The sequence below is a fragment of the Microbispora sp. NPDC088329 genome (genome assembly GCF_040685655.1).
Taxonomy (GTDB): domain Bacteria; phylum Actinomycetota; class Actinomycetes; order Streptosporangiales; family Streptosporangiaceae; genus Microbispora.
Window position 1 is genome coordinate 218,883 of sequence record NZ_JBFBIP010000007.1, and the last position, 18,968, is coordinate 237,850.

The 18,968-nt window shown below is 70.5% G+C and carries 16 protein-coding genes; 9 read left to right on the plus strand and 7 right to left on the minus strand.

The annotated features are described in order from the left end of the window. Positions 1-43: 43 nt before the first annotated feature. The 4 genes from AB0O28_RS16595 to AB0O28_RS16610 form a co-directional block, all read right to left on the minus strand. Positions 44-1,594, minus strand: a complete 1,551-nt coding sequence (locus AB0O28_RS16595) for an alpha-amylase family glycosyl hydrolase (RefSeq protein ID WP_363640855.1) — start codon at positions 1,592-1,594, stop codon at positions 44-46. A gap of 30 nt (positions 1,595-1,624) precedes the next feature. Beyond that, entirely contained in the window at positions 1,625-2,008 is a 384-nt protein-coding gene (locus AB0O28_RS16600) for a globin (RefSeq protein ID WP_363640857.1), read from the minus strand. A 34-nt stretch (positions 2,009-2,042) separates the two neighbouring features. Then, positions 2,043-3,011, minus strand: coding sequence for a mechanosensitive ion channel family protein (locus tag AB0O28_RS16605; RefSeq protein ID WP_363640859.1), 969 nt, complete (start codon positions 3,009-3,011; stop codon positions 2,043-2,045). A 519-nt stretch (positions 3,012-3,530) separates the two neighbouring features. Continuing rightward, entirely contained in the window at positions 3,531-3,791 is a 261-nt protein-coding gene (locus AB0O28_RS16610) for a hypothetical protein (protein ID WP_363640861.1), read from the minus strand. Positions 3,792-4,641: 850 nt separating this feature from the next. Here AB0O28_RS16610 and AB0O28_RS16615 point away from each other — a divergent pair. From AB0O28_RS16615 to purU, 4 genes are all read left to right on the plus strand, one after another. After that, entirely contained in the window at positions 4,642-5,715 is a 1,074-nt protein-coding gene (locus tag AB0O28_RS16615; RefSeq protein ID WP_363640863.1) for a hypothetical protein, read from the plus strand. Positions 5,716-5,736: 21 nt separating this feature from the next. Then, positions 5,737-6,303 (plus strand): GNAT family N-acetyltransferase, encoded by a 567-nt coding sequence (locus AB0O28_RS16620; RefSeq protein ID WP_363640865.1) that lies wholly within the window; start codon positions 5,737-5,739, stop codon positions 6,301-6,303. Positions 6,304-6,550: 247 nt separating this feature from the next. Then, positions 6,551-8,464 carry a tetratricopeptide repeat protein gene (locus tag AB0O28_RS16625; protein WP_363640867.1) on the plus strand — a complete coding sequence of 638 codons (1,914 nt, stop codon included), beginning with the start codon at positions 6,551-6,553 and terminating at the stop codon, positions 8,462-8,464. 93 nt (positions 8,465-8,557) lie between these two features. Then, positions 8,558-9,406, plus strand: coding sequence for a formyltetrahydrofolate deformylase (purU, locus tag AB0O28_RS16630; protein ID WP_363640869.1), 849 nt, complete (start codon positions 8,558-8,560; stop codon positions 9,404-9,406). Between the two features lie 27 nt (positions 9,407-9,433). Here purU and AB0O28_RS16635 read toward each other — a convergent pair whose 3' ends face one another. Beyond that, positions 9,434-11,497, minus strand: a complete 2,064-nt coding sequence (locus AB0O28_RS16635; RefSeq protein ID WP_363640871.1) for a prolyl oligopeptidase family serine peptidase — start codon at positions 11,495-11,497, stop codon at positions 9,434-9,436. A gap of 300 nt (positions 11,498-11,797) precedes the next feature. Here AB0O28_RS16635 and AB0O28_RS16640 point away from each other — a divergent pair, with 300 nt between their 5' ends. The 3 genes from AB0O28_RS16640 to AB0O28_RS16650 all read left to right on the plus strand — a co-directional run bounded on the left by AB0O28_RS16640 (position 11,798) and on the right by AB0O28_RS16650 (position 13,438). Next, a complete protein-coding gene (locus AB0O28_RS16640; protein ID WP_363640873.1) occupies positions 11,798-12,307 on the plus strand; it encodes an HNH endonuclease in 510 nt (169 codons plus the stop codon). Further along, positions 12,304-13,122, plus strand: coding sequence for a GNAT family N-acetyltransferase (locus AB0O28_RS16645; RefSeq protein WP_363640875.1), 819 nt, complete (start codon positions 12,304-12,306; stop codon positions 13,120-13,122). Before AB0O28_RS16640 ends, AB0O28_RS16645 begins: the two co-directional genes overlap by 4 nt. 91 nt (positions 13,123-13,213) lie before the next feature. Continuing rightward, a complete protein-coding gene (locus AB0O28_RS16650) occupies positions 13,214-13,438 on the plus strand; it encodes a zinc ribbon domain-containing protein (protein WP_030509608.1) in 225 nt (74 codons plus the stop codon). A gap of 52 nt (positions 13,439-13,490) precedes the next feature. On the opposite strand, the gene AB0O28_RS16655 is transcribed toward AB0O28_RS16650, so the two are convergent. Beyond that, complete coding sequence (locus AB0O28_RS16655; RefSeq protein WP_363640877.1) at positions 13,491-13,985, minus strand: WYL domain-containing protein; 495 nt, start codon at positions 13,983-13,985, stop codon at positions 13,491-13,493. A 358-nt stretch (positions 13,986-14,343) separates the two neighbouring features. Between AB0O28_RS16655 and AB0O28_RS16660 the strand changes: the two genes are divergently transcribed. Together AB0O28_RS16660 and AB0O28_RS16665 are read left to right on the plus strand one after the other, a co-directional pair. After that, positions 14,344-16,014: an alpha/beta hydrolase domain-containing protein gene (locus tag AB0O28_RS16660; RefSeq protein ID WP_363640879.1), complete on the plus strand. Its 1,671-nt coding sequence runs from the start codon at positions 14,344-14,346 to the stop codon at positions 16,012-16,014. Positions 16,015-16,458: 444 nt separating this feature from the next. Then, positions 16,459-16,932, plus strand: coding sequence for a hypothetical protein (locus AB0O28_RS16665; protein ID WP_363640881.1), 474 nt, complete (start codon positions 16,459-16,461; stop codon positions 16,930-16,932). Positions 16,933-17,127: 195 nt separating this feature from the next. Here the strand turns inward: AB0O28_RS16665 and ilvD are convergent, their stop codons facing one another. Further along, complete coding sequence (gene ilvD, locus AB0O28_RS16670) at positions 17,128-18,966, minus strand: dihydroxy-acid dehydratase (protein ID WP_363640883.1); 1,839 nt, start codon at positions 18,964-18,966, stop codon at positions 17,128-17,130. Between the last annotated feature and the right edge of the window lie 2 nt (positions 18,967-18,968).

An 18,968-nucleotide genomic window follows, 5' to 3' on the forward strand; every position in this document is an offset into this window, starting at 1 on the left:
GGCCGCGACGGCCGGAGCCGGGGCCGGTCGGGGCACGGCGAGGTCAGGCGGTGAGCAGCCAGGCCGCGGTGTCGGCGGGAAGGGCGGTGCCGTCGAGCGGGCCACTGCTGATCAGCACCTTGTCGTGGGGCGGCAGCGCGACCGCGCCTTCACCGCAGTTGATCACGCAGATGAGCCGGCCTCGCTGGAAGAACAGCGTCTCCTCCGGCGACTCCAGCCAGGTGATCGCGTCCGGCAGCGTGCCGCGCAACTCCCGCCGCGTCTGCAGCGCCCGGCGATAGAACCACAGCGTCGAGGACGGGTCGGCCGCCTGCCGCTCGGCCGTGAGGTCCGCCCAGTCCCGCGGCTGCGGCAGCCAGGACCCGCCGGATCCGAAGCCGTACGGCGGCTCCGTGCCCGACCAGGGCAGCGGCACGCGGCAGCCGTCGCGGCCCGGCACCTCGCCGTTCGAGCGCGCGAAGATCGGGTCCTGCCGGGACTCGGGGGGGAGATCGGTGACCTCCGGCAGCCCGAGCTCCTCACCCTGGTACAGGTAGGCCGAGCCCGGCAGGGCGAGCATGGCGAGCAACGCCGCGCGGGCCCGGGCCAGACCGGCCCCCGGGTCGAGCGACCCCTGGCCGTAGCGGGTCACGTGCCGTACGACGTCGTGGTTGGACAGCACCCAGGTCGGCGAGGCGACGGCGACGAGGGTGTCGTCGATGACCTTCCGGAAGGCCGTGGCCGACCAGGGGGCCTCCAGCCAGGCGAAGTTGAAGCTCTGGTGCAGCTCGTCCGGCCGCACGTACAACGCGAGGTCCTCGGCCGAGTCGGTCCAGACCTCGCCGACGGCGACGCGGACGCCGGGGTAGGAGTCGAGCACCCGCCGCCAGTCGCGGTAGATGTCGTGCACGCCCGGTTGGCTCCAGATCGGCGACTTCGAGGTGAAGCCCGGGTCGGTGTCGGGCAGCCCGTCCGCCTTGATCAGGCCCATCGCGACGTCGATGCGGAAACCGTCCACGCCCCGGTCGAGCCAGAACCGCAGGATGTCGAGGAACTCCTCGCGCACCTCCGGGTTGCGCCAGTTGAAGTCGGGCTGTTCGGGCGCGAACAGATGGAGGTACCACTGCCCGTCGGGCACCTGGGTCCAGGCCGGGCCCCCGAACGTCGACAGCCAGTTGTTCGGCTCTCCGTGGCCGCTTCCGCCGCCCTCGGGGCCGCCGTCGCGGAACATGTACCGCTCACGCTCCTGCGAGCCCCTGGGGGACGCCAGGGCCTTCTGGAACCAGGGGTGGGCCGACGAGCTGTGGTTCGGCACGATGTCCACCATCAGCCGCAGGCCGTGCGCGTGCGCGTCGGCGACCAGGTCGTCGAAGTCGGCCAGCGACCCGAACAACGGATCGACGTCGCGGTAGTCGGCGACGTCGTAGCCGCCGTCGGCCATGGGGGAGGGGTAGAAGGGGGTCAGCCAGATCGCGTCGACGCCGAGCTCGGCGAGGTACGGCAGGCGGTCCCTGATTCCCGCCAGGTCGCCCGTACCGTCGCCGGAGGCGTCGGCGAAACTGCGGACGTAGATCTCATAGACAACGGCATCACGCCACCAGGGGGTTGCTTCCATGAGTCTTGGGCTGCCCGCTGTTTCCGTTACTTATGCGTTGACCATGCTGTGGGCGGCGTAGACGAGGTAGTCCCACAGCTGCTTCTCATGCTCGGCCGGCAGGTCCAGGGAACGCACGGCGTCGCCCATGTGCCTGAGCCAGGCGTCCCGGGCCGCCTCGTCGATCACGAACGGCACATGGCGCATCCGCAGCCGGGGATGGCCGCGCTGGTCGCTGTAGGTCCTCGGGCCGCCCCAGTACTGCATGAGGAACAGGCGCAGCCGCTCCTCCGCCCCGGTGAGGTCCTCCTCGGGGTACATCGGACGCAGCAGGGGGTCCTCCGCGACGCCCTGGTAGAACCGGTGGACGAGCCGCTCGAAGGCCTCCTCGCCGCCGATCGCCTCGAAGAAGGAGAGGGTCTGCTCGCTGGTCACGGTTTCAGCCTAAGGCAGTTACCGATCGGTAAGGTCAGGCCGCGAAGGCGAGGCTCTTGTCGTCGAAGGCCCGCTTCACCCGCAGGCGCAGCTCACGGGCGACCTCCAGATGCCGCGCGGGCACGGTCTTGGCGCTGATCCGGAAGATGACGGACGAGCCCGACACCGATTCCAGGCCGAAGACCTGCGGCTCCTCGACGATGACGACGTCGCGGTACTCCGGGTCCTCCCACATGTCGCGCACGATGTCCGTCAGGAGCTCGCGGACCGTCGCCACGTCGCTGTCGTACGGCACCGGCACGTCCACCAGGGCCCTCGACCAGCCCTGCGACTCGTTGCCGATCCGGGTGATCGTGCCGTTGCGCACGTACCAGACCTTGCCGTCGGCGTCGCGCAGGCGGGTGATGCGGAGCGTGACGGCCTCCACCGTGCCGACCGCCACGCCGGTGTCGATCACGTCGCCCACGCCGTACTGGTCCTCCAGCAGCATGAACATGCCGGCGATGAAGTCCTTGACCAGTTCCTGGGCGCCGAACCCGACCGCCACGCCGATGATGCCGACGCTGGTGAGCAGCGGCGCCAGCTCGACACCGAGCTTCGCGAAGATCATCAACGCCGCCGTGCCCAGGATCACGACCGATGCGAGGCTCCGCAGCACCGAGCCCATGGTCTCGGCGCGTGCCCTGCGGCGCTCCGTCATGATCGCCGCCGCGGCCTCCGTGCTGGTCAGCACACTCTTGCCGCGCAGCCGTTCCGGCAGCACGCCGACGCTGGCCCGCACGGTGAGCCGGGTGATCAGCCGGTGCACGACATTACGGATGATCAGCGCTCCGGCCAGGATGAGGGCGATCAGCAGCAGCACGTCCACGATGCCCGCCACGAGCTGCACCCAGGCGGGGAAGTCCTTCTCGGGGAAGGCGCTGTTCAGAACCGTGCAGAAGATGCCGTCGTTGTTCTCACACGCTTTCGCCACCTGCTGTCCGATCACTTCGAGATCCGGCACGGACGGGTCTGGACTGGGCGTCGCGGGTGACAGCGGCAACACGAGGTGGATCCCCCCCGGATCGGATCAACGGCAGTTTTGAACGTAGCCAATACTGCCGACTGATCCGGCCTCCGTCACATCGCCGGGGAAGACGGAAGTGTGTCCCGTCCGGGGCCGCGGAGGGCGGACCGGACACGCTCCAGTGACGGTGTGGCAGGGCGCGGGCGCGCACCCGGAAGCGCGCCCGGCGTCGTTCTCCACGTGGGGGATCCCCCTCGATCGCCGTCCGGCCCCACCTGCTCGACGGGGCCGGACGGCGGTCCATGACGACCGGCGGGCCGAGGGCCGCCGGTCGCGCCACGGTGCGGACGAGGTCGGGGCGGGCGGGACGCCGCAGCGTCGCCGTCATGCCGGGGCGGCACGACGGCCACGCTCCGCACCGGACGTCCAGCCCGCCCCCCGAGGCCGCGGTGGATGCGGCGGCCCACAGCGAGAGCGCTTTCACCGTGCTTTCACCATGGGGCCCGCCGCCTTCCCCTACTCGCTCACCGCGGCAAGCACGCGGGCCACCTTCGTGGCCGCTCCGGCGGGGTCGTCCGCCCGGTGCATCCGCTCACCCCACGACCACCAGTAGTCGGACGCCTGGCAGACCACGTTCTCCGTGAGGCTCGTCGCGTCGGGGTTGATCACGCGCACGTAGGCGCGGCCCGACGGGGTGCGCACGACTCGCGCGAGCAATCCCCGCGCGTCGAGTTCGGCCACCAGATGTTCCAGGCGCCGGAAATCGTCCTCCCCCACCGTAGGTCCTCCTTCATTTCCGTTGCGGGCGGAATGTGTACTTTGCGTTCCCGTCTGTTCACTGTGGTGCGCCCAAGATGGCTCACAGAAGTGCTCGGGTCAACGAGGGCGAGAAGCGGCCGCGGTGAAGGAAAACCCCTGTTGGTTGAAAGAAAACCCCTATCGGGAGACGATCCTTAGTCGGCACGTTCAAGTTGGGGACTTGGCCGCACCAACCTTGGTCCATCATTATGGTGAGGGCGGAGCGCGACGAGCAGATCACTCTCCGTCACCAGTTGAGGACCGGTCGAGACCACGGGCTGCGAGTGCGGCCGGCCACGAGAGAGGGGCCGGAATGTCCGGCAGGCAACACAGGGAGACGGAAATCGCGCGCCGCATCAGGGCGCGGGGCCTGGCCGCCGGGCGCGGCCTGGCCCAAATCGCCGAGGAGATTCACAACGACTGCGGGCCACAGTTCGGCACGACCCGGATCAAGGCACATCGCCTCTCGCACGGTGTGGCGCTCGCCGACGTGATCGAGCAGGTGCGCGCTCTCTTCGAGAGGGACGGAAAACCCGTTCCCGGCATCGGCGAGACGCTACTGTCCGCGTACGAGTCGGGCATGAAAAGGCCCGGCCCGGAGTATCTCCACTACCTGTGTTCGGTCTACCGGGTAGAACCGCTGGCCCTCGGATTCGAAAGCCCATGCATCTGCGGCCACGGACACCTAGCCGAATTAGGTGACGGGGCCCCAGAGAAGGACAGACCTGACACTTCACCCGTTCCGTGGGGTGCACCGGCACCCTGGGGCGGCGGCACCCCTTCGGTGGACGGGGGCGAGGAGGACGAAAACGTGCTAAGGAGGACGCTGTTGAGGCTCCTCGCCGGCGGCACCGTCGGGGCGGCTGGGCTCAAGGAGCTCAACGCGGAGGTGCTCGGCGCGGTGGAGAACCTTCGGCGGCGGATGGACGAAACCATGGTGACGGCCACCGTCTCGCCGGCGATGCTCGACCAGTGGGAGCAGGCCACGGCCGGCTTCGGGCGGCAGTACATGAACACCCCGCCCGTACGGCTGCTCTGCGACGTGATGCTGGAGTTCGGCGCCGTACGCAAGGCACTGGACCGCCGCCAGCCCGTCGACGTGCAGGAGCGGCTGTGCCGGATGGCCGCCCAGCTCGCCGGGCTCTCCGGCATGATCATGATCGACCTGGGAGACCAGCGGATGGCGCGCTCGTTCTTCCGTACGGGCCGGCTGGCGGCGGACGAGACCGGAGACCGGGCTCTGCGTGCCTGGGTCACCGCCCGCGAGGCGCTGGTCCCGCTCTACTACGGCGACCCGCGCGAGGCGCTCACGCTGGCGAAGAAGAGCCGTGACCTGGCCGGCCACACCCCCTGCGCCGCGCGGACCATGGCGCCGGTCGTCGAGGCGAGGGCGCTGGCGAAGATCGCGGGCGTCAACGGTTCGCGGCACGAAGTGGTCGAACAGGCCAAACGGGCTCTGCATCGCGCCAGGGCGGCCTTCCAGCAGATGAACGACAGCGACCGGGAGGACCCGGCCTTCGGCTACACCGAGCGGCAGCTCTACTTCTACCAGGGCGACGTCCTGGTGAAGCTGGGGCAGACGGTGGAGGCCGACGTGATCCTGGAGCAGGCGCTCGCCAAGTACTCCGACGAGGACCTGCTCGACCAGACGCTGATCCGCTTCGACCAGGCGCAGTGCCGGCTGATCGAGGGCGACGTCGACGCCGCGCTCAAGCTGGGGCAGGCGGCCATCGAGATGGTCGACAAGGATCACCGGACCGACCTCCTGCTCAAGCCCGCCTACGACCTGGAGAAGGCCGTTAAAGCGAAATTCGGCGATTCGCCCCAGCTCAAGGCCTTCCGCGAAGTGATCAACCAGAGCCGGGTCGAGATTCCGCCCGGCCTGTTCCAGGACATCGGGTGACGTGGGGACCGAGGAGGACGTGTGGCAGGAGACGCGCCGGCGGGAGATCCCGAGCCGGGGGATCCCATGAGAGGCGGGGAGAGCGGGATCGCGCCGCTCCGGATCCGGCGCTACCGCTGGTCCGACCTCGACGCGGTGTGGTCCCTCCATCAGATCGGTCTGGCCCAGGTGGGCGTCGTTCCGGGTGACGGCGTCTACTACGACGACGACTTCCCCCGGATCACCGAGGTCTATCTGGCGGCCGGGGGGGACTTCCTGATCGGGGAGGTGCCCGGGGCGGGGCTCGTCGCGATGGGCGGCCTGCGGCGCATCGACGCCGACACCGCCGAGATGTGCCGGCTCCGGGTCCACCCGGAGCACCAGCGGCGCGGCTACGGCGCGCGGATCACCCGTGAGCTCGAGGATCGTGCGCGCCGGCTCGGATACACGACGTTGCGCGGTGACACCACCCTGCGCCAGGTCGCCGCGCTGGAGCTCTACCGCAAATCCGGGTGGCGGGAGTTACGGCGCGAGGTTCGCGGCGACAATGTGGTGATTTATATCGAGAAGCAGCTAAATGCCGTGGTCTCCCCACTTTTCCCCCGATAGATAATGCTTCCATCCCTTGGCGGATAGCTGATCCCTGCCAATACTTGTGCCTTGTCCGCAAGAGTGGGGAAAGAGGCATGATGAAGAAGATCATTATCCGTAAGCCGGGAACTACCAAGCTCAGCGGCACCTCGAGCGTCATCCACAAGGGGTGAGGGACCACCCGAACCACATCTGGGTCCGGGGAGGCCTCTCCCGGGACCGCGTGGCGGCCCTCCATGCGCTTGCTCTGGAGGTGCCGCCTCCCGTGGCGCCCGTCGTCAACGGGCACCGCAGGCTACGCGGTCCGTACACGGTCGGTGGCGTGATCCTGCGCGCCCTCGTCCCGGTCGCCTTGGAGCGTTCCCCGGGCCTGGTGGCGGAACACGACATCGAGATCCGCGCCGTCGCTCCCAGCCTGCGTCCTCTGGTGCCGCCGCGGCGGCAGATCATCGAGGCCCGCCTGCCGGAGGACGAGCGGATCCTGGTGCCCGCGCCGCGCCGCACGCTGCGGATCGCCAACGGGATCGCCGAGTTCGTCCGCGACTGCCTGGACGGGCCGCGGACGCTGCTGGCCGACAACGTGCACGAGGCGGATCCGGCCGATCGCGAACTGCTGCGCGTCCTCGCGCGCCGGGTGCCGGATCTGACCCTGGCCCTGGGATCCCCGCGATCCCCTTGGGAGGGGATGCGGCCGGTGGAGGCGCCGGCCCTGGGCGGCCCGCCCGACGACTACGTCGCCTCGGACTGCACCTCCGACGACCCGCGGGCCTACCGGGCGTACCTGTCGCTGCCGACGGAGGAACGGGCGCGCCGGCACGACCGGCGCGCCGCCGAGTTGCTGGCCGACGCCGAGTCGGCGGAGCACGCTTTGGGCGCGGTGCCGTACCACCTGGAGCACGGCGCGGACCTGGACGCCGCGGCGCGGGCGCTGTGGACGGCGGTGGACCACTGCGTCACCGAGGGGTTCCTGCACGCGGTCGTGGAGTTGGGCTCGCGCGGGCTGCGGCTGGTGAAGCCGGGTTCCGACCTGTGGTGGCGCTTCACGCAGCGCACCGCGACGGCCCTGGCCGGCCTGGGCCGCCGCGCGGACGCGCAGGAGCTGTACGACCAGGCCCGGAGGGTCAGCGTCGATCCGGCCGTCCATGCCGCCGCCGCGTACGGCACGGCGATGCTCGACGCGCGCGACCGCGATCCCGCCCGGCGTGACCTGGTCAGGGCCAGAGCCTGGATCAACGAGGCGATAGCCATCTCCACGCTGCTGCCCGACCGGCGGACGCGAGCCTTCAAGCTCGGGTTCGACCAGAACGGCCGTGCGTTGATCGAGCTGCGGGAGGGACGGGCCGACGAGGCGCTCGGCCTGGTGCAGTCGGCCATCGACCTGGCCGAACGCGACCTCGAGCCGGACGCCCACCCCGTGCACCGGATGGTGCTGTTCGCCAACCGCGCGCAGCTTCTCGCGCGCCTGGGCCGCACGGAGGAGGCGCTGGCCGACTTCGACCGGGCCATCGCGATCGACCCCGGCTTTCCCGACCATTACCTCGACCGGGGCAACCTGCTGTTCGAGATGGGACGGGCGGACGAGGCGCTGGCCGACTACGAGACCGCGATGCGGGTGAGCCCGCCCCTGCCGGAGGCGTACTACAACCGGGCGGAGCTTCGCCTGGCCGCGGGGGACCTGGACGGCGCCCGGGCCGACCTCGACCACGTGCTCGACCTCGACCCCGGCTATCTCGACGCGTACGTCAACCGGGCCGGCGTGCTGGAGATGCTCGGCGAGCACGAGGCCGCCAGGCGCGATGTCGAGGCGGGGCTCGCCCTGGACCCCGGCAACGCGCACCTGCACGGCGTGCTGGGACAGCTGGAGACGGAGGCCGGCCGCCACACGGAGGCCGCCCTGGCCTTCGACGCCGCGCTGGCCGCCGACCCTCGCCTGGCCTCCGCCTGGGCGAACCGCGCGACCCTGCGGTTCGAGACCCGCGACGCGAGCGGCGCGGTCGACGACCTGACGAGGGCGCTCGAACTGGGCGAGGACGCGGCCCTGTACTTCAACCGGGCCACCGCCCTCAACGCGCTCGGCCGCGGCCGGGAGGCATTGGCCGACCTGCGTCGCGCGCTGGCCATGGCCCCCGGCGACCCCGACGTACGCGCGGCGTTGGAGCGGCACGAGAAGGAGGGGTGAGGGGAGGGCGGTGGACGCCGCCGCCTGCCCTCACCTTTCCACTCTCTGGCCCTACCCTTGAACCCGACACCGTCACCCGACGAGGATTCGAGCATGAGCGCTGAATTTGTGCTGACCCTGTCCTGCCCGGACCGGCCCGGAGTGGTCGCGGCCGTCTCCGGCCTGCTGGCCGGGAAGGGCTGCAACATCATTGAGAGCCAGCAGTTCGGCGACCCGGTCGAGGAACGGTTCTTCCTGCGCGTGCAGTTCTCCGGCGGGAGCGCCGCCGACGAGCTGCGGGCGGAGTTCGCCTCGCTCGCGGCGGAGTACGCCATGGACTTCCAGCTCTTCGACCTCGCGGTGCGGACCCGGGTGCTGGTGCTCGTCAGCCGGTTCGACCACTGTCTCAACGATCTGCTCTACCGGGTGCGCTCGGGGCTGCTGCCGATCGAGATCGTGGCCGTCGCGTCCAACCACCCCGACTTGCGCCCACTCACCCAGTCGTACGGTGTGGACTACCATCACCTGCCGGTCACCGCGGAGACCAAGCCGCGGCAGGAGGCGGAGATCCTCACGCTGGTCGACCACTACCAGGCCGACCTCGTCGTGCTGGCGCGGTACATGCAGGTGCTCTCGGAGGAGATGTGCGCCAAGCTCGCCGGGCGCGTGATCAACATCCACCACTCGTTCCTGCCGTCGTTCAAGGGCGCCAAGCCGTACCACCAGGCGTACTCCCGGGGCGTGAAGCTGATCGGCGCGACGGCGCACTACGTGACGCCCGACCTCGACGAGGGGCCGATCATCGAGCAGGAGGTCGCGCGGGTGAACCACACCCACTCGCCGGAGGACCTCGCCGCGATCGGCCGTGACCTCGAATGTCAGGCGCTGGCCCGGGCCGTCCGCTGGCACGCCGAGCACCGCGTGCTGCTGGACGGCCACAAGACCGTCATCTTCCCGCGCTGATCTGCGCCTCAGCCGAATCTGCGCGCCTCAGCCGACCTTCAGGCCGGTGTGCCGGGCCAGGAACGCGAGCTGGTCGGCCGAGAGCTCGACCGACCGGCTCACGGCCCGGGCGCCGTGCCCCACCTCACTCTCGTTGCGCAGCAGGATCGGGCGGTCGCCCGCCTGGGCGTGCTGCAGGGCCGCGGCCATCTTCCACGCGTGCAGCGGGTGGACGCGGGTGTCGGAGGCGAACACCGCGAACAGCGTGGCCGGGTACGACACCCCCTCACGGACGTGGTGGTACGGCGAGTATCCCCACAGCCAGGCGAACTCCTCCGGCACGTCGGCGGAGCCGTATTCCACGTTCCACGTCGCGCCGAGACCGAACTTCTCGTACCGGACCATGTCGAGCAGCGGGGCCGAGCACACGACGGCCGCGTACAGGTCGGGACGCTGGGTGAGCGCCGCGCCGACGAGCAGGCCGCCGTTGGAGCCGCCGGAGATGGCGAGCCGGTCCGGGGTCGTGACGCCGGTGGCGATGAGGTGCTCGGCCGCGGCGTGCAGGTCGTCGAAGACGTTCTGCTTGTTCCCGAGCATGCCGGCCCGGTGCCACTGCTCGCCCTCCTCGCCGCCGCCGCGAAGCTGGGCGACCACGTAGACGCCGCCCGCCTCGACCCACGCCAGCGTGGTGGCGGAGAACCCCGGGTTCATCGGGACCCCGAAACCGCCGTAGCCGTACAGGATGGTGGGGCGGGGCCCGGAGCCGGGGCGCGAGGTGATCAGCATGCGCACCTCGGTGCCGTCCTTGGACCGGTAGACCACCTGCTCGGTCGTCGCCTCGGGCACCTCCACCGCGCCGGGAGGGGCCTCCCAGAGCGTGGTCTCACCGGTGAGCGCGTCGTAGTGGTACACCGCGGTCGGGGTGATGCCGTCGGTGTAGCTGAACCAGGCCTCGTGCCCGCCCTCCGGGCGCTCGAAGATCCCCCCGATCGAACCCAGCCCCGGCAGCGGGACCTCGCCGATCCGCTCGCCGGACTCCAGGGCGTGGACGGAGATCTCGCCGATCGCGTGCCGGGTCCAGCCGACGAGCAGGACCGGCTCGGCCATGCCGTCGAGGATCGCGAAATCGGACAGCACCGCCTCGGCGTCCTCGGGGATCAGGTCGCGCCAGTGCTCGGGGCCGGGTGTCTCCGGCGAGGTGACGCAGACCCGCCCGCGCGAGGCGTCGAGGTCGGTGAAGACGTAGAGCCGCCCGTCGCGGCCGAAGTGGAGCCCGGTCTGGGCGTCGACGTCCTGCTGCACGGTGATCAGTTCCGGCGCCTCCGGCGACGAGGCGACCAGGTCGGCCATCCACAGGTCGTTGCGCGGGGCCGTTCCCCGTGAGGCGGAGACCGACAGCCACCTGCCGTCGAGGGAGACCGACACCCCGTAGTAGTTGGTCTTCTCCAGGCCCTCGCCGAAGATCAGCACGTCGTCGTCGGGAGAGGTGCCGAGACGGTGCAGGTAGACGCGACGGTGGAACTGCTCCTCGCCGGCCGGGAGCAGCGAGGGCGCCAGCCTGCGTACGTAGTAGAACGCCTCGCCGCCGGGCAGCCAGGCCACGGGGGAGTAGCGGCAGCGGTCGATCGGCCCGTCGACGATCTCTCCGGTCGCCACGTCGACGACGTACAGGCGTGACTCCTCGTCGCCGCCGACGGAGATCTGGTACGCCAGCCGGTTGCCCTCCTTGTCCGGCTGGTAGGAGTCGAGCGTGGTCAGGCCCGAGGGGTCCAGGGCGGTGGGGTCGAGCAGCACGCGCTCGCCGCCCCCGTCCGCGACGTACAGGACCGGGTGCTCCTGATCGGGCGCGCGGCGGGTGAAGAAGCGGCGCTCGCCGCGCCAGGAGGGCGTCCCGACCGACCCGGAGCGCAGCAGTTCGGCGACGCGCTCGCGGAAGCGGTCGCGCCCCTCGAGCTCGGCGGACCTGAACAGGATTTCCTGCGCGTCCAGCCACTCCTTCGTCGCCGGATCGTCCGGGTCCTCCAGCCACCGGTAGGGGTCGGGGACGGGCGTTCCGTGGAGATCGTCGACGATGTCGTCACGGCGGGCTGGCGGGTACGGCACTCGGCTCATGCAGGCACTTTAAAACAGCCGGACGACTGCCATGGTCCATCGTCCGTACCCGGCCAAGACGGGAATAAAGGGATGATCGGCTGGGCATAGAAGCAGCAGGCGTTCCCGTCGTTCACCTCCACGACCCTTTTATGGGTGGCGAAGGGGGCGCCGAAAAGGCCACACTTTTGCTGGAGGGCGGTGCCGTGGTGACGATCCGCTGGGCCGTCCGGCGGAGGTCCCTGTGACGGAAGCACCAGGGTCCCAACAAACGGGGCCACAACCCAGGCGCACAGCCGAGACCGCTGTGGAGGCCGGCTGATGCGCCAAGTCCTGCTACTGAACGCCACATACGAGCCACTGACCACACTCTCCCTGCACCGGGCCGTCATCCTGGTGCTGAGAGAGAAGGCGGACGTCGTCCACCGGGACGGTCGGGGCGCGGTCCTGCGCTCGGCCACCCGCACGCTCGACGTCCCGTCGGTGATCAGGCTCCGGCGCTACGTCCGCATCCCCTACCGGACGCGCATCCCGCTCACCCGGGCGGCGCTGATGCGCCGGGACAACTTCCGCTGCGCCTACTGCGGCCAGCGGGCCGAGACCATCGACCACGTCATCCCGAGGTCCAAGGGAGGCCCTCACACCTGGGAGAACTGCGTCGCCTCGTGCATGCCGTGCAACCACCGCAAGGCCGACAGGCTGCTGGAGGAGCTGGGGTGGGCGCTGCCTGTGGCTCCCGCGGTGCCGCACGGCGCGCACTGGCGGCTCATCGGCGCCCAACTCGACGGTGATCCGCAGTGGGCTCCCTACCTGTCGGAGACCGCGGCGTGATCTGGTCGTTGACCGCCGACGCCGCGGAGTTCGCGGCGTCGGCGGAGTCCTGGCTGCTCCGGGATCCGGTGCGCAACACGGTCATGCTGACCGTGCTGCGCCGGCTGCGGAGCGGCCAGTTCGCCGAGGACCCGCTGTTCGGCTGGGCGACCACCGGCGACGGTGCGGTCGTGGGGGCGTTCTGCCACACTCCGCCGTACCCGCTGACCCTGGGCGAGGTCCCGCCCGGGGCGATCGCCCCGCTGGTCCGGGAGCTCATCGAGGCCGACCGGCGGCTGACGGCGGTGCGCGGACCGGTGAGCGCCGTCGAGGCCTTCGCCGCCGCCTGGTGGCGGCCGGAGAGCGGGCGGCGCGCCGAGCGCCTCTATCTGCTCGATACGCTGCGGCCTGCTCCGGCGCCGGGAAAACCCCGGATCGCCGGGCCCGGCGACATGGATCAGGCCGCCCGGTGGTTTCGGGAGTTCGAGGCGGAGGCGCACATCGAACGCGCCGTCGACGTCACTCCGCTCGTCTCCGCGCGGATCAACCGCGAGGAACTGGTCTGGTGGGAGGACGAGGGGCGGCCGGTGTCACTGGCCGGCGTCTCCGCGCCCATCAGTGGCATGTCGCGGATCGGCCCGGTTTACACCCCGCCCGCCCTCCGCGGGCGCGGGTACGGCAGTGCCGTCACGCACGCGGCCACCAGGAAGGCGCTCGACGACGGCGCCACCGAGGTGTTGCTGTTCACCGACCTGAGCAACCCCACGTCGAACTCCGTCTACCAGCGGCTCGGCTACCGCCCCATCGCGGATCACGCCACGGTTCATTTCGCCTGACCACGTGTGGCGCCCGGCCTCGGGGCGACGCGCAGCAGGGCCATGACTCGCCGGGCAGACCCAGGTCGCCGCGGAGTCGTAATCTGGACGCATGCCTCGCTATGACTACCGTTGCCGCGCATGCGGATCGACGTTCGAGCTCAACCGTCCCATGGCCGAGGCCGGAGACCGGGCGGTGTGCCCCTCCGGCCACGACGACACCGTGAAGCTGCTGTCCACCGTGGCCGTCACGGGGAGGGCGTCCGGAGCTCCCGCCGCCCGTCCGTCGGGTGGCGCGGGCGGCGGTTGCTGCGGCGGTGGCTGCTGCGGCGGCTGAGCCGATCTGATCGGTGTCCGGCCCCGGACGGGCGTACGAACGAGGGCAGAGGTCAGGCGGCCGACGGACGCCTGACCCGGGACCGGCGCTGGAACGGCAGATAACGCTGCGGCAGGTGGGGACGGGCCGGCAGGTCGGTCGGCTCGACCGCCAGGATCCGGTCGAAGCGGAAGGCCCTGATCGACCGGCGCATTCGGCACCAGCCGACCAGGTACCAGAACTCGCCGTGGACCAGACAGGTCACCGGCTCGACGTCGCGGACGGTCACCCGGCCGGCGGCGTCGTGATACTGGATGCGGATCACCAGGCGCGCGGTGATCGCGTTGGCCACCGCCCGCGCCCGGCGGGCGACGTCGGTGGGCAGCGGGGTGGTGAGGGTGGTCAGGGTCGTGGCGATGACGTCGTCGTCCAGATCGAGGTGCTCGAAAGCGTGGCGCAGGCCGCGCCGGGCGGTGACCGACTGAGGGCCGGCACCGAGGTGAGCGAGCGACAGGGCGAGGGCGGCGAGTTCCTCGGCGGTCAGCGAGTGCCGAATGACGTTGGCCATACCTCGACAATAATGACGAGGACTGACATTTTTCCGAACGCTCGCTCGGATGGTCACCCTGATGTGGCTATCATGTCAGCCATCACTTCCCTGTTCGGTGGCCGCGGGCGGTTGCCGGGGCTTCGACGCGCCCGCTCGGTGACGCCTCAGCCTTTCGCCGTTTATGGCGAAAGTTCGGCGCTTACGACACTATCTTTCGCCTGAGTTGGCAGTTAGTCTCTGCGGCAGAGACAGCGCGCTGATCCGGACGATTCCTCCCACCCCCCGGCCTTTCGCAGCGAGGTGAAGCTTGCCCGCCCTCCTTCCGTCTCTCCGGAATGTTCACAGAAAACTCGTCGCGTTCGGTCTCGCCGGCACGTTGACCGTTCCCCTCTGGTTCGCCGCTCCCGCGAACGCGTCCGGACCCGCCCGGGCCGAGGCCACGCCCCGCCCGTCCACCGCGACCGGCGCCGGCGTCGCGAACCCCGCGCTCACGGGACCGATCGCCCGCACCACGCCCGTCGGGGATCCCGCGCACGGCTACCCGTTCCTCGCCACCGACGTCGACCTCAAGGCGGCGGGCTATGTCGAGCAGGAGTTCTTCATCTCCGGCACGGCGACGGGCTACGCGACCCGCGGCACGGACACCGCGGCGGTCGTGAGCACCGGCAGCCCTTACACCACGCGCATCGTCGTGCGCCGCCCGGTCTCGGCCCGCACGTTCAACGGGGTCGTGATCGCCGAGTGGTACAACGTCAGCAACCAGTGGGACCAGGAGGTCGACTGGTTCCAGTCGCACGAGCACCTGATCCGCGAGGGGTACGCGTGGGTCGGCGTCTCCGCCCAGCGCGCCGGAGTGCACTCCGCGACCGGGCTCAAGGCGTGGAGCCCGGACCGCTACGGAGCCCTTGACGTGACCGCGGGTGGGACGATCAACGACGACAGCCTGTCCTACGACATCTTCAGCCAGGCGGTGAAGGCCGTCCGCGCTCCGGCGGGCACCGATCCGCTCGGCGAGCTTCCCCCGCCCCGGTACGTGATCGCCACCGGCCACTCGCAGTCGGCCGGTCGCCTCGCGAACTACTACAACGGCGTCCAGCCGCTCGCGAACGTCCTCGACGCGGTCGTCCTGCACGGCGGCGGCGGCGTGCTGCGCACCGACCTGACGACGCCGGTGTTCCGGATCAACTCCGAGGGCGACGTGAGCAACGGCATCCTCTCGGCGGCGGCTCGTGCTCAGGCCGACTCGGCCGTTCTGACCAGCTGGGAGGTCGCCGGCGCGTCACACGGCGACTGGAAACTCATCCGAGACTACGGTCCGTTGCGCAAGCGCGACATCGGCACGTACCCCGGAGGCTATCCGGGCGAGCCGCAGACGTGCACGCTGCCCTCCTTGTCCCACATTCCTCAGCACATGGTGCAGAACGCCGTCTACGACCACACTGTCGCCTGGGTCGCCTACGGCGTGCGTCCTCCGGCGGCTCCCAAGATCCGGATGACGGACACGACTCCACCGCAGGTCGCGCGTGACGACCTCGGTGTGGCGCTCGGTGGCATCAGGCTCGCCCAGCAGGAGGCGCCACTGCGCGTCAACAGCGGCAGCAACACCGGCCCCGGCTTCTGCTTCCTCGACGGAAGCTCGGTGCCGCTGGCCGACGCGCAGCTCGCGAAGCTCTATCCGACCGTCCGCTCGTACGCGGACAAGGTCGTCGCGACGACGCTGGCCGATGCCGAGGCGGGGTACATCCCCCGGTCGTTCACCCGCGACCCCGCCTGGTACTCCGGCATCCGCGACCTCATCGGCGAATACGTCGCCGCCGGTCGTATCGCCGAACCTGTGGCGTCTGCTCTGGAGGACCGTCTTCAGCACGCCGAACGGTCCGGTCTCGCAGGAAACGAGCCTCCCGCGATCGCCCACCTGCGGCAACTCGCCGAGCGGGCGGACGGACGCATTCGGGACGATGCGGCCAGGGCCGGGGTGCTGCGGGTGACCCAGGCGCTCATCGCGCTCCTCACCGAGGCGCAGAAGACGGAGCACAAGGGCCGCTAGCGGGGCATCCACGAGACCTTGGGCGGGTCGGTCACCACACCGGAGGAACTTCGGTCCTCGCTCCCTTCCGCTCCGCTCCCTCGACCCCGGTGAACATGAGCGGAACCGCAGGCGTGTCGCACGCGCCTGCGGTTTCGCGCACCCGTGCCGGGTGCTGAATCTTTCACCGAGCCGGTTCTGCTTTAAATCCCGCCGGGTTTCGCATTCGCGGTATTTCGGCGTAGCGCCGGCATGGACGTCGCGATTTCCGCTGCGTAGGGAATCGCGACGACCGGGCCCGGCCGTTTCCGGGTTTCCGGCCCCCGGTGGTGTGCGGTTTTCGCCTGCCGGGAGGCCCGGCCTTCCGGTCCCGCCGAAAACGCCGGTCATTGACGGCGTCCTGGTGAGGTGATGCATTCGCTGTGGCCGGTGTCGGAGGCGGGAGAGGGGATACCCATGTTCGCGGTGAATTCAGCCAGACGGGTGCTCGCGATCGGTGCGACGCTCGTTACGACCGGCGTGCTGAGCATGGCGCTCGCGCCCAGCCCCGCCGCGGCCGACGCCGTCACGCTGCACGCCACCGTGGATTGCTCCAACTACAACTCTTTCGGAGACACCAGGGACTGGTACCCCATCGGCCCGAGCGTCGGCGCCTCGCCGTACGGGGGAGGGGGAGCGGTGTCCTACGCCAACATGACCGCGGTCCCGGCCACGCACTCGTGGCAGTTCACGCAGACGCTCCCCAGCGGGACGACGTCCGTCAGCGTCTCCGCCAAGTGCAGCGAGGGCCATCAGTACGACCTCTCCGGCTCGGCCGGCGGCGTCACCGTCCCCGCGGGCACCACCACGGTGACGGCCACCTGGAGTTGCTACACGGCCCCGGTCTACCCCGGCCCGTGGATGACCGACTGCAGCGTGCAGTCGGTCTCGTACAGCTGATCGCTCGTCCGCCGGTAGGCCAAATCACTGTAGTTTCTCCGGTGTGCATCCCCCCATCGAGCCCTACAACAGGGCCGGGCGAGCGGGCGGCGACCGCGCCGTACACCCCCGGAGAGCCTCCGGCTCCGTAGGGCCGCGAAAACGCCTGACGGGCCGCCGCGCCGGGTGTGGCCGCGGCGGCCCGTCATGAACCGATCATCGCGAGAGCTGGGAGAGATCCCGCGAGGCGCCGGTCGAGGCCGAGGTGGTCAGCGCGGCGTACGCCTGCAGGGCGGCCGACACCGGGCGGTGCCGGTCACGCGGCCGGTAGCCGCCGAGGTCGGCCAGCAACCGCTCGCGGCGGGCGGCCAGCACGTCCTCGGCCACCTTGAGCTCGATCGAACGGCCGGGGATGTCGATCTCGATGATGTCGCCGTCCTCGATCAGGGCCATCGTGCCGCCCTCGGCGGCCTCGGGAGAGGCGTGGCCGATGGACAGGCCCGACGTGCCGCCCGAGAAGCGGCCGTCGGTGATCAGCGCGCACGCCTTGCCCAGGCCCTTGCCCTTGAGGAAGCTCGTCGGGTAGAGCATCTCCTGCATGCCCGGGCCGCCCTTGGGGCCCTCGTAGCGGATGACGACCACGTCGCCGGCCTTGACCTTGCCGCCGAGGATGCCCTCGGAGGCCTCCTCCTGCGACTCGAACACGACCGCCGGGCCGGAGAAGCGCCAGATCGACTCGTCCACGCCGGCCGTCTTGACCACGCAGCCGTCCTGCGCGATGTTCCCGTACAGCACGGCGAGGCCGCCGTCCTTCGTGTACGCGTGATCGAGGTCGCGGATGCAGCCCTCGGCGCGGTCGAGGTCGAGCGACTCCCAGCGCGCGTCCTGGGAGTACGCCTTGACGGTGCGCACGTTGCCGGGCGCCGCGTGCCACAGTTCGACGGCCTCGTCGGTGACCTCGGGCGACTTGGGGTCCCACTTGGCGATGTATTCGGCGATGGACGCGGAGTGAACGGTCGGCAGGTCGCGGTGGAGCAGGCCGGCCCGGTCCAGCTCACCGAGGATGCCGGGGATGCCGCCCGCCCGGTGCACGTCCTCGACGTGGTACTTCATCGTCGCGGGGGCGACCTTGCACAGGCACGGCACCCGCAGCGAGATCTCGTTGATCTCCTTGAGCCCGAAGTCGACGCCCGCCTCGCGCGCGGCGGCCAGGATGTGGAGGATCGTGTTGGTCGAGCCGCCCATCGCGACGTCGAGCGCCATCGCGTTCTCGAACGCCTCGCGGGTGGCGATGCTCCGGGGCAGGACGGACCCGTCGTCCTCCTCGTAGTAGCGCCGGGCGAGGTCGACGATCTGCCGTCCCGCGTCCTCGAACAGGGCCTTGCGGGCCTTGTGGGTCGCCAGTGTGGTGCCGTTGCCGGGCAGCGCCAGGCCGATCGCCTCGGCGAGGCAGTTCATGGAGTTGGCGGTGAACATCCCGCTGCACGAGCCGCAGGTCGGGCAGGCGTTCTCCTCCATCTCCAGGAGGTCGGCGTCCGACACGCTCGCGTCGGCGGAGGCGATCATCGGGTCGATCAGGTCGAGCTTGCGGCCCGGGATCTTGCCGGCCTCCATCGGCCCGCCGGACACGAAGATCGTGGGAATGTTGAGCCGCATCGCGGCGAGCAGCATGCCCGGCGTGATCTTGTCGCAGTTCGAGACGCAGACCAGCGCGTCCGCGCAGTGGGCGTTGACCATGTACTCGACCGCGTCGGCGATCAGCTCCCGGGACGGCAGCGAGTAGAGCATGCCGCCGTGGCCCATCGCGATGCCGTCGTCCACGGCGATCGTGTTGAACTCCCGCGGGATGGCCCCCGCCTCGCGGACGGCGCCGGCCACCACCTCGGCGACCTCGCGCAGGTGCACGTGGCCGGGCACGAACTGGGTGAAGCTGTTGGCGATGGCGACGATCGGCTTGCCGAAGTCGCTGCCCGCTACGCCCGTGGCCCGAAGCAGCGCACGGGCGCCGGCCATGTTTCTGCCGTGAGTGACAGTGCGGGACCTGAGAGCGGGCATCG

Excerpts from the sequence above, each read along its gene's own strand:
- AB0O28_RS16595 (WP_363640855.1), bottom strand. The coding sequence starts at position 1,594 with ATGGAAGCAACCCCCTGGTGGCGTGATGCCGTTGTCTATGAGATCTAC.
- purU (WP_363640869.1), top strand. The coding sequence starts at position 8,558 with ATGAGCGCTGAATTTGTGCTGACCCTGTCCTGCCCGGACCGGCCCGGA.
- AB0O28_RS16635 (WP_363640871.1), bottom strand. The coding sequence starts at position 11,497 with ATGAGCCGAGTGCCGTACCCGCCAGCCCGCCGTGACGACATCGTCGAC.
- AB0O28_RS16640 (WP_363640873.1), top strand. The coding sequence starts at position 11,798 with ATGCGCCAAGTCCTGCTACTGAACGCCACATACGAGCCACTGACCACA.
- AB0O28_RS16650 (WP_030509608.1), top strand. The coding sequence starts at position 13,214 with ATGCCTCGCTATGACTACCGTTGCCGCGCATGCGGATCGACGTTCGAG.
- AB0O28_RS16655 (WP_363640877.1), bottom strand. The coding sequence starts at position 13,985 with ATGGCCAACGTCATTCGGCACTCGCTGACCGCCGAGGAACTCGCCGCC.
- ilvD (WP_363640883.1), bottom strand. The coding sequence starts at position 18,966 with ATGCCCGCTCTCAGGTCCCGCACTGTCACTCACGGCAGAAACATGGCC.